The organism is Knoellia sinensis KCTC 19936, from assembly GCF_000768705.1.
Taxonomy (GTDB): Bacteria; Actinomycetota; Actinomycetes; order Actinomycetales; family Dermatophilaceae; genus Knoellia; species Knoellia sinensis.
The window spans coordinates 18,710-32,785 of the sequence record NZ_AVPJ01000014.1 but is presented as its reverse complement, the minus strand read 5'-3'; the positions used below and the strand labels follow the sequence as shown (position 1 = coordinate 32,785).

Sequence of the window (14,076 nt, the reverse complement as noted above, 5' to 3'; positions counted from 1 at the left end):
GACGAGCCTGTTTCAGAGCAGGTCTTCGAGCAGGTCGCCGTGGGTCTCGAGGCGTTCGAGCATGTCGTCGAACATGACCTGCTCGAACTTCTCCCCTGCGGCGCCCTGCTCGACCTCGTCCCACGTGCGCGGGGCGGCGACGCAGGGCAGTTCCTTGCCACGCAGTGAATAGGGGCTGATCGTCGTTTTCGCCGCGACGTTCTGGCTCCAGTCGAGGAAGATCTTGCCCGGCCGCAGGGACTTGGTCATCTTCCACAGGACGAGGTCGGGGTGCTTCTTCGTCATCTCCTGCGCGAGCTGCTGGGCGAGGTCGCGGACCTGGTCGCTGGTGAGGTCGCCCCCGAGGCTCGCATAGAGCTGCATGCCTTTGGATCCGCTCGTCACCGGATAGAGCTCGAGTCCGAGCGCATCGAGGCGCTCGCGCAGGCGGAGGGCGACCTGGGCGCACTCCTTGAGACCCGCGGGGCTTCCGGGGTCAAGGTCGATGACGAGTCGGTTGGGGTTCGTGCGCTCACCCTCGTCGGTGACCTGCCACTGCGGCACGTGAACCTCGAGCGAGTTGAGGTTGATGAGATAGACGAGGTGCGACAGCTCCTCGACGAGCGGATACGTGACGTCGTCGACCTTGACCCTCGGAAGCCACGTCGGCGCGCCGCTCGGCAGGTTCTTCTCGAAGAAGCTCTGATCGGCGACACCGTGCGGCCAGCGCACGCGAGTCACCGGACGAGCAGCAATGTGCCGCAACAGGATCGGCCCCGCCGTCACGAAGTAGTTGAGCACCTCACCCTTGGTCGTCTCCGTGGCGGGGAACATGACCTTGCTGAGGCTCGACAACTTCATCGTGCGTCCGCCGACGTCGACCCGGGTGATCTCGGGGACGAACTTCTCAGGCATCGGTCACCTCGTGCAGGTCGGCAGGAGTCAGGTCGGTGCGAATGCCAATGTATGCCGGTTGCCGCAGTTTCCCGGTCGACCCACGTCCCAGCGACTGCACCTCCACGACGACGGACGGCTCAACCCAGGTCGCTCCCACGGCGTCCTCCTTGGGGACGGGGTTGGAGAACGGGGAACCGTTGCGAGACAGGGGTTCCAGGAGCTTTCCGACCCGGGCACCCGCGGTGCCGGCGAGTCCGGCACCGACGCGGCCGGCATACTCCCATCCCCCGGCACCATCGGGAGTGCCGACGAGAACGGCACCCATGCGGTTCGTCGTTCCGGTCTCGGGACGCCAACCGCCGATGACGACCGAGAGGGTGGCGCGGTGCGGGGACTTGCGCCAGTCCGGGGAACGGCGCCCGGGTGCGTAGGGCGAGGCCCGCCGCTTGCTCACGATGCCCTCCAGACCCTGGTCGCGCGTGGCTTCGAAGAGCTCTTCGCCGTCTTCGTAGACCGGCGGGACCTGCCAGGCCGAACTGCGGAGGTCGAGCCGTTCGAGGAGTTCGCGTCGCGCGGACCACGGCTGCTTGGTCAGGTCCTGGCCGAAGAGGCGCAACAGGTCGAACGCCATGAAGGTCACCGGGCGGGTCGTCGCCAGCTGGGCGGCCTTGCGTGGGGACGAGACGTGCATGCGTTCGGCGAGCGCGGCGAAGGAAGGTATGCCCTTGTCGAGGGCGACGACCTCGCCGTCAAGGAGGAGGTCGTCGAAGGTGCCTGCGAGGCCCGCGAGCTCGGGGAAGCTCACCGACACGTCACGGCCGGTGCGGCTGGAGAGGACGAGGCGGCCGTCGCGGACATCGGCAAGGACGCGCATGCCGTCCCACTTCACCTCGTGCACCCAGTCGGCGCCGCGGGGGATGCCGTCGGCGACGGAGGCGAGCATCGGCTGGAGCGGCATGAGCCCCATCCTGTCGCACCCAGACCCCACCAACCCACCTTCGACTTTGTGCCCCAATGGGACAGGGAGGGAGGCCTTCGGCCGTTGAGCCCTGTCCCATTGGGGCACAAAGTCGCACGCTCACGTTCAGCCCGTTGTGCTGGGGGCGGGTGCGTTCGCCGGCTCGAGCCCGCACTGCTTGAGCTCCTGGTCGACCTTGAGGGTGAGCCGTTCCTTGCCGGCCGCGTGCGCGTCGGCGACCGTGCCCTCATAGATCGTGTTGTCCCGGGACTCGCGCTGCAGGTCGGAGGCCTCAGCGCAGATGTGGAAAACCTCGCCCTGCTTGGTCCAGTAGACGTGGTCCTCACCCACCGCGTCGATGACCGAGTTCTGCTCCTGGGTGTACTGCTCCACCGACGGTGGGTTGAAGTCCGCACCGAGGAACGTCGCCACCAGTGCCAGGACGATGCCGATCCCGCCGGCGAGCGCCTTTTGCCCCTTGCTCAGGTCCTTGTCGAGGAGGATGACGACGATGAGCGGGAGGAACGCGAGCAGGGTCATGAGCGCGCCCAACTGGTTCTGCACGAAGAACTTCACGGTCTCGCTCTTGCGCGCCGGGTCGAGACGGTTGGCCTTCTTCCACAGCATCGAGCCACCGATGGCGAGCGCCGCGATGATGACCAGTCCGACGATCAGGATCACCATGACAGCAGTGGTGACCGGGCGGCCGGACAGGAGAACCCCGAAGATCAGGTAGAGCTCGGCGGCGATCGCCAGCAGCCACAGCACGAAGGCGATGACGCGCAACTTCGTCGCCTGCGCGTTCGCACCCTCGGTCGGCGCCCACTCGGACCCCCGCTCCGGCTTGTCCTCGCTCTCTACGCGGACAACCTTCTTGTCGGTCATGAACTGCTCCCTCTGTGCCGTGGTCCTTGTGCCCGGTCGCGACCCTAGGGCACTCACCCGTCCGAGGCCGTCGCAGAGCCCGCCCTCCACGGACGGTGAGCCGCCCACGGTCGGGCGCGACCGGCATACAGTGGTTCCATGCGTGCGATCTGGAAGGGCGCGGTCTCGTTCGGACTCGTCAACGTTCCGGTGCGGCTCTACTCCGCCACCGAGAACCATGACGTGCAGTTCCGGCAGGTGCACCGCGAGGACGGCGGTCGGATCAAGTACAAGCGGACCTGTTCGATCGACGGCGAGGAGGTCGCCTACGACGACATCGCCAAGGGCTACGAGACCGAGGACGGCGACATGGTCGTCCTCACCGACGAGGACTTCAAGGATCTGCCGAGCAAGTCCTCCAAGGAGATCAACGTCGAGAAGTTCGTGCCGTCGGAGCAGATCGACCCGATGCTCCTCGACAAGAGCTACTACCTCGAGCCGGACAAGACGGCGACCAAGCCCTACATCCTGTTGCGCGAGGCGCTCGAGTCCGAGGGCCGGATGGCCGTCGTCACCGTCTCGATCCGCACCCGCATGACGATGGCGGTGCTGCGCGTGCGCGACGGGGTCATCGTCATGCAGACCATGCTCTGGCCCGACGAGATCCGCAAGGCTGACTTCGCCAGTGTCGACGAGGCCGCCGAGGCCACTGACAAGGAGATGGCCATGGCCAAGCTCCTCATCGAGCAGTTGGCCGGCGACTTCGAGGCCGAGGACTACGAGGACGACTACGCCATCGCGCTCCAGGCCCTGGTCAAGGCCAAGGTCGAGGGTGGCGAGGTGCAGGCGCCGGCTGCCGAGGCCGAGGAGTCGGGCGAGGTCGTCGACCTGCTCGCTGCTCTGGCGAAGTCGGTCGAGAAGGCCAAGGCGTCGCGTGGCGAGGCTCCGTCCAAGCCTGCTTCCAAGGCGCCCAAGGCTGCGGCGGCTGACGAGAAGCCCGCGAAGAAGGCTGCGGCCAAGAAGACCGCCACCAAGAAGGCGAGCAAGAAGGCTTCCTGAGCGCCAAGTCGAGCGCGGTTCCAGGCGTTCGGTGGGGGCTTGGTTCGCGCTGCCACGGCTGCTCAGCACGGCACGACAAAAGACGCCTCTGTATGCCGTCCACACGGCACACAGAGGCGTCTTCGTCACCCAGCGGGGCCCAAGACTCAGGCGTTCTCCTTGCGGAAGGTCGACGTCCCCCACCACAGCGAAATGGCGAACAGCACTGCCGCCCAGGCCGTGCCATAGATCATCGGGTCGCGAGCGAACTCGCCCGAAAAGCCCGTGCGCACCGCGTCCGTGACCCAGCGGAACGGCATCCAGTCCGACACCGACTGGAGCCACTTCGGGCCCATCGTCATCGGGAGGAGGATCCCGGAGAGCAGGAGCACCGGCATCATCACCATGTTGATGACCGGGGCCATGACGTCCTCGGACTTGGTCGTCAGTGCCAGCGCGTTGGAGGCCGCGGCGCACGCACCACCGACGAGCATCGTGAGGAGCACGCCGAAGACGATGCCACGCGCAGACCCGGTCATGCCCAACGCGTAGCCGAGCCCGACGAGGATCAGCGCCTGGACAAAGAGCTGGATGAGGTCGCGGATGAGACGCCCGACGAGCAGGGCCGTACGGCTGGCCGGGGTGACCCGCTCGGCCTCGATGACTCCCTCACGCCACTCACCGATGAGGCTGAAGCCGGCGAAGAACGCACCGAAGATGCCGAGCTGGACGAGCATGCCCGGGACGAAGAACGTGTATTCGTTGTCGACGCCGAGCTGCTGGACGATCGGCTTGAGGAGCGGGCCGAAGAGGAAGAGATACATGATCGGCTGGAGCATGCCGATGATGACCCAGGCCGGGTTGCGCAGGTTCATCCGCAGCTGACGGCGGAAGACGATGTAGCACTCGCGAATGAAGGTCATCACTTCTCCTGTCCGACACCGGCGAGGGCCGGCTGCTCGGTGTGATCGGCGGACTCATCGGACGCTTGGTCGTCCTTGGTCGTCTCCTGCGCGTCCCGGAGCGACCGACCGGTGAGGGTGAGGAAGACGTCGTCCAGGGTCGGGCGGTGCACCTCGATCGACTCGAGGGTGATGCCGGCCGTGCCGAGGTCGGCGAGCAGGCCCGGGACGGCGCGGCCCGCGCGGGCCACCCGCGCCCGCACGTGGTTTCCCTCGATCTCGACCGGGTCGCCTCCGGAACGAGCGGCCTCCGCGATGGAGCCGAGTCGCGTCGCCGCACTCTGCACATCGGCCGCGCTGCTGAGCTCAAGGTCGACGAGGTCACCCGAGACGTTGGCCTTGAGGTTCTCCGAGGTGTCCGAGGCGACGATGCGACCGTGGTCGATGATGATGATCCGGTCGCTGAGGTGGTCCGCCTCGTCGAGGTAGTGCGTCGTCAGGAAGACCGTCGCCCCACGCTTGCGGCGGAGGTCGGCGATGTGCTCCCAGAGGTTGGCGCGGGCCTGCGGGTCGAGGCCCGTCGTCGGCTCGTCGAGGAAGACCAGCGTCGGGTCGTGGATGAGCCCCATGACGATGTCGAGGCGCCGACGCTGACCGCCGGACATGTTCTTGGGCATGCGGGTCCACAGGCCGTCGAGGTCGAGCTGCTCGAAGAGCTCCTGACCGCGAGCCTTGGCCGCCGACTCCTTCATCCCGTAGAGCATCCCGTGGTCGACGACCTCGTCACCGGCACGTGCGGCGCTGAAGGCACCGCCGGCCTGCGAGACATAGCCGATCGACCGACGAACCTGCTCGGACTCGCGGACGACGTCGTAGCCGGCGACGGTCGCAGTGCCCTCGGTGGGGCGAAGCAGGGTCGTGAGCATCCGCAGCGTCGTGGTCTTGCCGGCGCCATTCGGGCCCAGGAAGCCGACGACCTCCCCCTCGGCGACATCGAGGTCGACGCCGTCGACGGCGCGGACCACGGTCTTCTTCTTGCCTTCCCTGGACTGGAAGGTCTGCACGAGTCCTCGTGCGTGGATCATGACGATCTCCCTCATTGGTGTTCAAACTTGAATAGACGCCAGTGTTCAATATTGAACAACCGGTGTCAAACCCCAGGCGTTCGACCTGCGAGCACGATGAATCAACCTCGATCGAGGCTAGGCGGAGCCACTGACAATGTCGCTCGGATTTCCCCTGCGGATGGACGGCGGCTCGGGCAGCCCCGGCACGTCCGTCGAGAGATGAACGCCCCGTCGCCCTCCACAGTTCCGCCCGGTTCAGTTCCGCCCGGAGATCAACCGGAGGTAGCGCTCCCGATCACTCGCCATCTGCCACCCCGGGTCGCCCGACGGTGGCGCCCACGACGACTCGTCGCCCTGCAGCGCGAGTTCCCCACGGTCGAGGCGACCGATCAGGTTGACGACCCACTCGCGGTCGGTCTGGATGAGACCCATCCAGAGGTCTGCCAAGGAACGCACGTGCGGAGGGAACGCCGACATGTCGCCCTTCCGCGACATCTGCTCGCGCGCGGTGGCATCGATGCGTGCCAGTCTCGTCTGCAAGGTCGCGCGCACCACCTCTCGGTCATTGAGGGGCATCAGCGCGATCGCGGTGTGAAAAGGCAACGGGGACAACGGATCCACCTGCTCGATCGCCGACACCCACATGCGCGAGAACTCCTCACGCCCCGCCTTCGTACTCGTGTAGACCGCCACCTCACGAGTGCCGTCGACAAGGTCGTGCCGGTCGAGCAATCCCTGCTTGGCCAGCGTCGTGAGTCCTGAGTAGATCGATCCCGGGTTCACGTGCGCCCACTCGTCGACCTCCCACGAGAGCAACTCGCGGCGCAACTGATAGCCGTTCACCGGCTCGAAGAGCATCACGGTGCCGAGCAGCAGCAGACGGGTCTCGGTGGCTGCCATGAGATGAAGTCTAGGTGTGGCCGATGATGGGCCCATGCCCGAAGGCCACACTCTCTATGCGCTTGCCCGCGATCTCGACGACGCCTTCCGTGGCACCTCGCCGGCCGTGACGAGCCCGCAGGGGAAGTTCGCGGGAGGGGCTGCGCTGATCTGCGGGCATGAGGTCCTCGGTGCGACGTCGTGGGGCAAGCACCTCTTCGTCGAGTTCAGCGGGGACCGCTGGTTGTGGGTGCACCTCGGTCTCATCGGCACCTTCCGAATCGACAATCTCGCGTATGCCGGTGACGCACCTGTCGTCGGTCAGGTCCGGTGCCGCTTCGCGACCGATTCCCACGTCGCCGACCTGCGGGGGCCCATGGTGTGCGATGTCGTGACGCCGGAGAAGGTCGACGAGATCCTGTCGCGACTGGGGCCAGATCCGTTGCGGCCCAGTGATGTTCGCTCCGACCCGGACCTCGCGTGGAAACGCATCCAACGATCGGGCAAGCCCATCGCCGAGCTCCTCATGGACCAGGCGGTCCTCGCGGGCGTCGGCAATGTCTATCGCTCCGAGGTGCTGTTTCGGTTGCGGGTCAACCCTTTTCGGCCCGGCAACAAGCTCCAACGCAAGTACTGGCGGGCCATGTGGGACGAGTTCGTGACCCTGCTTCCGCTCGGCGTTGCGACCTCCAAGATCGTCACGGTCCACGATCAGGTCGAGGATGTGGCGCGACTGCTGGACGAGGGCGAGGACGTGCGTCTCACTGAGCGGGAGTCCTACGTCTACCGTCGGGCCGGCGAGCCCTGCCACGTCTGCGGCTCGCGGATCAGGACCCAGGTCGTCGCCGGTCGCAACCTCTTCTGGTGCGGCAACTGCCAACGCCGCGGCTAACTCCCCTCCCCCGCAAGCACCGCCCCGTTGCGTCTGCGGATTCGGTTGCTAGAACCGCCGATTCCACAGACGTTGGGGAGGCACCGCCCCATTCAGCCGCGCGATCCGCCTAAGGTGTGCCGACTCTTCATACCGATCAGGGGGACACCATGACCGAGTTCTACCCACCCGCGCCGCCTTCCAGCCCACAGGGCGCCCTGTTGTCATCACCACCGGCGGCATGGGGGCCGCCGAAGGTCCGGTCAACCCGGGGACTCGCCATGGCGACCTTGGCGATGGGTGGCCTGGCCCTGCTCCTCACCATCGCCCTGGCCGCCACATCGTTTGCGGCTGCCAACGACTACCAAGAGGCCATCGACGCGACGGGGACGTCCGCGGACACCCTCACGGCGTACGACCTCCTGGCTCTCCCGTGGACGATCGCCATGCTGATCGCCTGGGTGTTGACGGCCGTCTGGCTCGGCAAGGCACGCGCCAACACCCAGAACATCCGGCCCGGCTTCCACTTCCGCCGAAGCCAGGTCTGGGACACGCTCGGCTGGATCGTCCCGTTCGTCTCGTTGTGGTTCCCGCGCCAGATCCTCGGCGACCTGAGCAAGGGCAGTTCGCCCGCCATGAAGGACAACCGACAGGTCGGCATCTGGTGGACGGCCTGGCTCGTCGGCCTCGTCGCGAGTCAGGCATCCGACCGGGTGGCGATGAGCGGCGACGGCTCGGGTGTGGGGCTGCTCCCCGTGTTCAACGTGGTGCACGCCGTGGCGTGGGCCATTGCCTTCGCACTCTGGGCCAAGCTCGTCCTCTCCATCGTGCGCGACCAGGAGAACGCCACCCCGCGCGCCTGACCCGTTGGCCCTCCCCTGAGGCGAGCGGGAGGTGGGGGCAGGGAAATTCGGTGGCGGACGGCATACGGGAATCTCCACACTGGACCACGGACAGACGAGAGGAAGCAGTCGGAGCGGCGTGCCGCACCCCGGTCCTGCGCATCGCCTCTCGTCGATGGGATCCACAACTGGCATGCCCCGCAAAGGCTCGGGTTCGACTCCCGGTTCACACGTGGTGCCGGTCGGGTCACGGATCGTCGCGCTCTGCGGCCCGGGTGGTCAGGGAGACGCCCGGCGCCCCGCGCGGCGATCCGCCGACCGGCGCCATTGCCAGCCGTTGACCCGTCGCGTCCGCCGCCCACACCATCCCGGCGCACCCTGAAGGAGGTTGCCCATGATCCTGTTCCACATCACCGTCCCGGCCCACACCGCCGCAGTCGAGTACGTCGACGGCACCCCCCAGCGGGTGCTCGAGCCGGGCCGACACGCTCGGGTGTGGCGGGCGACCTACCGTCAGGTGGACCTGCGCGAGCAGCTGCTCGCCGTCTCCCCGCAGGAGATCCTCACCGTCGACGGCGTGCAGGTGCGCGTCTCGGCAGCGGTGCGGTGGACCGTCGCGGACCCGATCGCGTGGCTGGAGCGCGCGACCGATCCGCTCGGTCTGGTCTACCTCGCGACGCAGGTCGCGCTGCGCGACGCCGTCGCCGGGCTGACGCTCGAGACGGTCTCGCAGCGTGGTGCCGGCCTCGACGCCGCCGCCCTCACAGCGGCGGTCGCCTCGGTGGCCCGACCGGTCGGGGTCGCGGCCACCGAGGTCGTCGTCAAGGACGTCATCCTCCCGAGTGAGGTGCGAGCGGCGACGCTCGAGCTCGCGACGGCACGGCAGCGGGGTGCCGCCCAGCTCGAGATGGCTCGTGCCGAGACGGCGGCGCTGCGTTCGCTCGCCAACGGCGCGAAGCTGCTCGACGACCATCCGGCGCTGGCCCGGATGCGTCTGGTCCAGGCGATGCCGTACGGCGCGCAGCTCGTCGTCAGGGTCGGCGAGTCTGGCGGCGTCGGCGGCGACGCGGACTGAGGTCGGCTGCGTCCGCAGGATGGGTTGCCATTGCGACCCATCCTGCGGACCTTCCCCGTATGCCGTCCGCCCCCGTCCGCGGGTGTGGTCGCCATTGCGGCCACACCCGCGGACGCAAGGCTTCGGGGGACGCAGCGGCTTCCGAGCCGATTCGCGGCTGTGTCACAGGTTGGGGGGACATGCTCGTGGTGAGCGGAAGGGACCTCCCATGAGCCAGACCCCAGAGCAGCCGGACCGTCCAGAATCCTCGTCGCCTCAGTCCGACCCGTCCGCGCCTCCCCCGGAACCAGCTCCTCCTGCGGAGCCCGAGGAGGCGTCGACCGGTCCGGCGCAGTCAGAGGCCGCACCGGCACCTCCACCTGGCCAGCCGACGCAGCAAGGGGCAACCCCTTCGTCCGCGCCGGCCGCGCCGGCCGCGCCGGCGGCCCCGGTGGCCCCGGTGGCCCCGGTGGCGCGACGGTCGATGTGGGGGGACGCCGTGTCCACGACGGGCGGCAAGGTTGCCGTCATCGTGGCGGGCGTGAGCCTGGGGCTCATCGGCCTGCTCATGGCCGGCCTGGTGGTCGGCGGGTTCGTCCGCGCCTTCGGTGACGACCGCGACGGGGGATGGTGGGCCCGGGACTCCCAGCGGGGACCGATGCCCGAGCGGATGGATCCCGGGGAGCGCGGGCCGGACCGGATGCCGCCGGGCCAGGAGCGACGCGGTGGTCCGAACCGCGGAGATGCCGACGAGCTGCCCGACTTGGGCCTGCCAGGTCTGGGAGCCCCGGGCACGGACGGGGCCCTTCGCGGTGAGGTCATCGTGCCGGGCGACGGCACGAACACGCGAACGCTCGTGTTCCAGAACGGTGAGGTCACTGCTGTCACGGAGGAAACGGTCACGGTCAGGAGTGATGACGGCGTCTCCGTGAAGTACACGATCGGCGACGACACTCGCGAGCGCCTGAGGGACGGGGTGTCGACGTTGGCCGAGGGCGATCGGGTCATGGTGATCGCCGACAAGGCGGGCAACGAGACGCTCCGCATCCTCAAGACCGGCCGCTCCGGCTGACCCGAGGCTCTGCGCGGCCAGACTTCGGTCTGGTCTGGTCTGGTCTGGTTCAGTAGTCTGGGTGCATGACGATGGTGAACATCCAAGAGGCCAAGACGCACCTGTCTCGGCTACTCGAGCGTGCCCAGGCGGGCGAACGCATCGTCATCGCCAAGGCGGGCAAGCCCATCGCCGAGCTGACCGCGGTCACTCGCGCGGACATCGTCTTCGGTGGGCTGGTCGGTGAGGTCACCATCGACTACGAGGCCTTCGACGCGGCGGACGCCGACATCGCCCGGATGTGGGACGAGTCCCTGAACGATGAATCACCGCATGACGAACCAGGTCTCGGCGAGGCGCAGGACGTCGACGCGTGATCCTGCTCGACACCCATGTGGCTCTCTGGCTCCTGCACGACCCGGGGCGCATCGGGCCCAGCGCACGACGCGCCCTCGAGTCGGCCGCGACGGTCTACTTCTCCCCCATCTCCCTCGTGGAGACATCGGTCAAGCGGATGATCGGTCGGATCGACGTGCCCGATGATCTCGATCGGATCTTCGTCGAGCAGGGCCTGGTCGCCCTGCCACTCACTCCCGAACATGCGGTGGGCGTCGAGCGCTTCACGTCTCTGGCCCGCCACGACCCTTTCGACAGGGTGCTCCTCGCCCAAGCCGCTGTGGAGCGGTGTCAGCTCGCCACGGCTGATCGGCGGCTGCTTGACCTCGACCTCGACTGGGTCATCGACGCCCGGTCATGACGGGAATCCGCCGAGAGCGAACATGAGTCGCCTCGGCTCACCCCGTGGAACACGATGTAGGCCCGCTGCGTTGGACGCCATGACACACCTCAGCTGTGGCCCCGACCATCCCGATTCGGTGACCGTCCCTGTGAAAGGACGAGCACGGCATACAGGGAGCGGAGATAGCATCGAGGTGACGCAGCAATCAGTCAGGAGCCAGCAATGTTCGAACGGTTCACCGACCGGGCCCGACGGGTGGTCGTCCTCGCTCAGGAAGAGGCGCGGCTGCTCAACCACAACTACATCGGCACCGAGCACATCCTGCTCGGTCTCATCCACGAGGGTGAGGGTGTCGCCAGCAAGGCCCTGGAGAGCCTGGGGATCTCTCTCGATGCCGTCCGCGAGCAGGTCCAGGAGATCATCGGCCAGGGCCAGCAGGCTCCGACCGGACACATCCCCTTCACGCCCCGCGCCAAGAAGGTCCTCGAGCTCAGCCTCCGCGAGGCGCTCCAGCTCGGCCACAACTACATCGGCACCGAGCACATCCTGCTCGGTCTGATCCGCGAGGGCGAGGGCGTCGCCGCGCAGGTCCTCGTCAAGCTCGGCGCCGACCTCGGTCGTGTGCGCCAGCAGGTCATCCAGCTCATCTCGGGCTACCAGGGTGGCAAGGAGGGCGCCACGGCCGGTGTCGGTCAGGGCGGTCCCGCCGAGGGCACGCCCGCCGGTTCGCTCGTGCTCGACCAGTTCGGTCGCAACCTCACCGTGGCTGCCCGCGAGGGCAAGCTCGACCCGGTCATCGGGCGTGAGAAGGAGATCGAGCGGGTCATGCAGGTGCTGTCCCGCCGCACCAAGAACAACCCGGTCCTCATCGGAGAGCCCGGCGTCGGCAAGACCGCCGTCGTCGAGGGCCTCGCCCAGGACATCGTGCGCGGCGAGGTGCCCGAGACCCTCAAGGACAAGCAGCTCTACACCCTCGATCTCGGCGCGCTCGTCGCCGGAAGCCGCTACCGCGGTGACTTCGAGGAGCGCCTCAAGAAGGTCCTCAAGGAGATCCGCACCCGCGGCGACATCGTCCTGTTCATCGATGAGATCCACACGCTCGTCGGTGCCGGTGCGGCCGAGGGCGCGATCGACGCAGCCTCGATCCTCAAGCCGATGCTGGCCCGCGGTGAGCTCCAGGTCATCGGTGCGACGACGCTGGACGAATACCGCAAGCACATCGAGAAGGACGCCGCCCTCGAGCGCCGCTTCCAGCCGATCCAGGTGGCCGAGCCGACGCTGGCCCACGCCATCGAGATCCTCAAGGGTCTGCGCGACCGCTACGAGGCGCACCACCGCGTCTCGATCACCGACGGCGCGCTCGTCGCGGCGGCCAACATGGCCGACCGCTACGTCAACGACCGCTTCCTCCCCGACAAGGCCATCGACCTCATCGACGAGGCCGGCGCCCGGTTGCGCATCCGCCGCATGACCGCACCGCCAGACCTGCGCGAGTTCGACGAGAAGATCCAGGCCGTCGTGCGCGAGAAGGAGTCGGCGATCGACGGGCAGGACTTCGAGAAGGCCGCGCGCCTGCGCGACGACGAGAAGAACCTGCGCGCCGAGAAGCAGCGCCGCGAGACCGAGTGGAAGAGCGGCGACCTCGACGTCGTCGCCGAGGTCGACGAGGAGCTCATCGCCGAGGTCCTGGCTGCCTCCACCGGCATCCCGGTCTTCAAGCTCACCGAGGAGGAGTCGAGCAGACTGCTCCACATGGAGGACGAGCTGCACAAGCGCGTCGTCGGCATGGACGACGCCATCAAGGCTCTCTCGCAGGCGATCCGCCGCACGCGCGCCGGCCTCAAGGATCCGCGTCGCCCCGGTGGCTCGTTCATCTTCGCCGGCCCCACGGGTGTCGGAAAGACCGAGCTCGCCAAGACGCTCGCCGAGTTCCTCTTCGGTGACGAGGACAGCCTCATCCAGCTCGACATGTCGGAGTTCAGCGAGAAGCACACTGTCTCGCGGCTCTTCGGTTCGCCTCCCGGCTACGTCGGCTACGAAGAGGGTGGCCAGCTCACCGAGAAGGTGCGGCGCAAGCCGTTCTCGGTCGTGCTCTTCGACGAGGTCGAGAAGGCCCACCCGGAGATCTTCAACAGCCTGCTGCAGGTGCTCGAGGACGGCCGCCTCACCGACTCCCAGGGTCGGATGGTCGACTTCAAGAACACCGTCATCATCATGACGACCAACCTCGGCACGCGCGACATCTCCAAGGGCGCCCTCGGCTTCACCGCCGGACCGGACACCCAGAGCAGCTACGAGCGCATGAAGAACAAGGTCACGGACGAGCTCAAGCAGCACTTCCGTCCCGAGTTCCTCAACCGCGTCGACGACACGATCGTCTTCCCGCAGCTGACCCGCGACGAGATCATCCAGATCGTCGACCTCGAGATCGCCAAGCTGGACAAGCGCCTCAAGGACAAGGACATGGGCATCGAGCTCACGCCCGCGGCCAAGGCTCTGCTTGCCAAGCGCGGCTACGACCCCGTGCTGGGTGCGCGACCGCTGCGTCGCACGATCCAGCGCGAGATCGAGGACGTGCTGTCGGAGAAGATCCTCTTCGGCGAGTTGAAGTCCGGCGAGATCGTCGCGGTCGACGCGACGGGCGAGGGCAAGGAGGACACCTTCACCTTCGAGGGCACCGCGCACTCCGCGGCCATCGAGGTGCCGGTCGTCACCGCTGGTTCCTCGGCCCCACCCGCCACCGGGACGGCCGCGGCCACCTCGGGCGAGTGATCACCAGGGTCACCTGAGGGGACCCGACCGAACGACAAGGCGGCGTATGCCGGGACGCAAGTCCCCGGCATACGCCGCCTTTGTGTTGCTCCCCTCCCCGACTTTGTGCCCCAATGGGACACGCCGACGGAGGCCTTCGGCCGCCGGATCGTGTCCCATTGGG

At 67.7% G+C, this 14,076-nt stretch carries 14 protein-coding genes; 8 read left to right on the top strand and 6 right to left on the bottom strand.

Annotated elements, in window-relative coordinates; genetic code table 11:
• Positions 1-12: 12 nt before the first annotated feature.
• From ligD (N802_RS15200) to N802_RS15190, 3 genes are all read right to left on the bottom strand, one after another.
• On the bottom strand, positions 13-894 hold the full coding sequence (gene ligD / locus N802_RS15200) for a non-homologous end-joining DNA ligase (protein ID WP_035917885.1): 882 nt from the start codon (positions 892-894) through the stop codon (positions 13-15).
• The gene (ligD, locus tag N802_RS15195; protein WP_245613959.1) at positions 887-1,834 is read right to left on the bottom strand and encodes a non-homologous end-joining DNA ligase; all 948 of its coding nucleotides are present in this window, start codon (positions 1,832-1,834) and stop codon (positions 887-889) included. The genes ligD (N802_RS15200) and ligD (N802_RS15195) overlap by 8 nt, the downstream gene beginning before the upstream one ends.
• 126 nt (positions 1,835-1,960) lie before the next feature.
• Complete coding sequence (locus N802_RS15190; protein ID WP_052110018.1) at positions 1,961-2,719, bottom strand: hypothetical protein; 759 nt, start codon at positions 2,717-2,719, stop codon at positions 1,961-1,963.
• Positions 2,720-2,857: 138 nt separating this feature from the next.
• On the opposite strand from N802_RS15190, the gene ku reads away from it, so the two are divergent.
• Positions 2,858-3,757, top strand: coding sequence for a non-homologous end joining protein Ku (ku, locus tag N802_RS15185; protein ID WP_035917883.1), 900 nt, complete (start codon positions 2,858-2,860; stop codon positions 3,755-3,757).
• 146 nt (positions 3,758-3,903) lie between these two features.
• On the opposite strand, the gene N802_RS15180 is transcribed toward ku, so the two are convergent.
• From N802_RS15180 to N802_RS15170, 3 genes are all read right to left on the bottom strand, one after another.
• Positions 3,904-4,659, bottom strand: a complete 756-nt coding sequence (locus tag N802_RS15180; RefSeq protein ID WP_035917880.1) for an ABC transporter permease — start codon at positions 4,657-4,659, stop codon at positions 3,904-3,906.
• Positions 4,659-5,723 carry a daunorubicin resistance protein DrrA family ABC transporter ATP-binding protein gene (locus N802_RS15175; RefSeq protein WP_035917959.1) on the bottom strand — a complete coding sequence of 355 codons (1,065 nt, stop codon included), beginning with the start codon at positions 5,721-5,723 and terminating at the stop codon, positions 4,659-4,661. The genes N802_RS15180 and N802_RS15175 overlap by 1 nt, the downstream gene beginning before the upstream one ends.
• Positions 5,724-5,960: 237 nt before the next feature.
• A complete protein-coding gene (locus N802_RS15170) occupies positions 5,961-6,605 on the bottom strand; it encodes a PadR family transcriptional regulator (protein WP_035917878.1) in 645 nt (214 codons plus the stop codon).
• 34 nt (positions 6,606-6,639) lie between these two features.
• Between N802_RS15170 and N802_RS15165 the strand changes: the two genes are divergently transcribed.
• The 7 genes from N802_RS15165 (at position 6,640) to N802_RS15135 (ending at position 13,913) form a co-directional block, all read left to right on the top strand.
• On the top strand, positions 6,640-7,476 hold the full coding sequence (locus tag N802_RS15165) for an Fpg/Nei family DNA glycosylase (protein WP_035917875.1): 837 nt from the start codon (positions 6,640-6,642) through the stop codon (positions 7,474-7,476).
• A gap of 149 nt (positions 7,477-7,625) precedes the next feature.
• Positions 7,626-8,318 carry a DUF4328 domain-containing protein gene (locus N802_RS19640; RefSeq protein ID WP_084072263.1) on the top strand — a complete coding sequence of 231 codons (693 nt, stop codon included), beginning with the start codon at positions 7,626-7,628 and terminating at the stop codon, positions 8,316-8,318.
• Positions 8,319-8,691: 373 nt separating this feature from the next.
• Positions 8,692-9,372, top strand: a complete 681-nt coding sequence (locus tag N802_RS15155) for a slipin family protein (RefSeq protein ID WP_052110016.1) — start codon at positions 8,692-8,694, stop codon at positions 9,370-9,372.
• Positions 9,373-9,850: 478 nt separating this feature from the next.
• Positions 9,851-10,423, top strand: coding sequence for a hypothetical protein (locus tag N802_RS19635; RefSeq protein WP_156971444.1), 573 nt, complete (start codon positions 9,851-9,853; stop codon positions 10,421-10,423).
• 65 nt (positions 10,424-10,488) lie between these two features.
• The gene (locus N802_RS20005; RefSeq protein WP_084072262.1) at positions 10,489-10,779 is read left to right on the top strand and encodes a type II toxin-antitoxin system Phd/YefM family antitoxin; all 291 of its coding nucleotides are present in this window, start codon (positions 10,489-10,491) and stop codon (positions 10,777-10,779) included.
• The gene (locus N802_RS15140; RefSeq protein ID WP_035917872.1) at positions 10,776-11,159 is read left to right on the top strand and encodes a type II toxin-antitoxin system VapC family toxin; all 384 of its coding nucleotides are present in this window, start codon (positions 10,776-10,778) and stop codon (positions 11,157-11,159) included. The genes N802_RS20005 and N802_RS15140 overlap by 4 nt, the downstream gene beginning before the upstream one ends.
• Positions 11,160-11,363: 204 nt before the next feature.
• Positions 11,364-13,913 (top strand): ATP-dependent Clp protease ATP-binding subunit, encoded by a 2,550-nt coding sequence (locus N802_RS15135; RefSeq protein ID WP_035917870.1) that lies wholly within the window; start codon positions 11,364-11,366, stop codon positions 13,911-13,913.
• The last annotated feature ends 163 nt before the right edge of the window (positions 13,914-14,076 follow it).

Coding starts and splice junctions, on each gene's coding strand:
- ku (WP_035917883.1), top strand. CDS start 2,858: ATGCGTGCGATCTGGAAGGGCGCGGTCTCGTTCGGACTCGTCAACGTT.
- N802_RS15170 (WP_035917878.1), bottom strand. CDS start 6,605: ATGGCAGCCACCGAGACCCGTCTGCTGCTGCTCGGCACCGTGATGCTC.
- N802_RS15155 (WP_052110016.1), top strand. CDS start 8,692: ATGATCCTGTTCCACATCACCGTCCCGGCCCACACCGCCGCAGTCGAG.
- N802_RS15180 (WP_035917880.1), bottom strand. CDS start 4,659: ATGACCTTCATTCGCGAGTGCTACATCGTCTTCCGCCGTCAGCTGCGG.
- N802_RS19640 (WP_084072263.1), top strand. CDS start 7,626: ATGACCGAGTTCTACCCACCCGCGCCGCCTTCCAGCCCACAGGGCGCC.
- ligD (WP_245613959.1), bottom strand. CDS start 1,834: ATGCCGCTCCAGCCGATGCTCGCCTCCGTCGCCGACGGCATCCCCCGC.
- N802_RS20005 (WP_084072262.1), top strand. CDS start 10,489: ATGACGATGGTGAACATCCAAGAGGCCAAGACGCACCTGTCTCGGCTA.
- N802_RS15175 (WP_035917959.1), bottom strand. CDS start 5,723: ATGATCCACGCACGAGGACTCGTGCAGACCTTCCAGTCCAGGGAAGGC.
- N802_RS15165 (WP_035917875.1), top strand. CDS start 6,640: ATGCCCGAAGGCCACACTCTCTATGCGCTTGCCCGCGATCTCGACGAC.
- N802_RS15135 (WP_035917870.1), top strand. CDS start 11,364: ATGTTCGAACGGTTCACCGACCGGGCCCGACGGGTGGTCGTCCTCGCT.
- N802_RS15190 (WP_052110018.1), bottom strand. CDS start 2,719: ATGACCGACAAGAAGGTTGTCCGCGTAGAGAGCGAGGACAAGCCGGAG.
- ligD (WP_035917885.1), bottom strand. CDS start 894: ATGCCTGAGAAGTTCGTCCCCGAGATCACCCGGGTCGACGTCGGCGGA.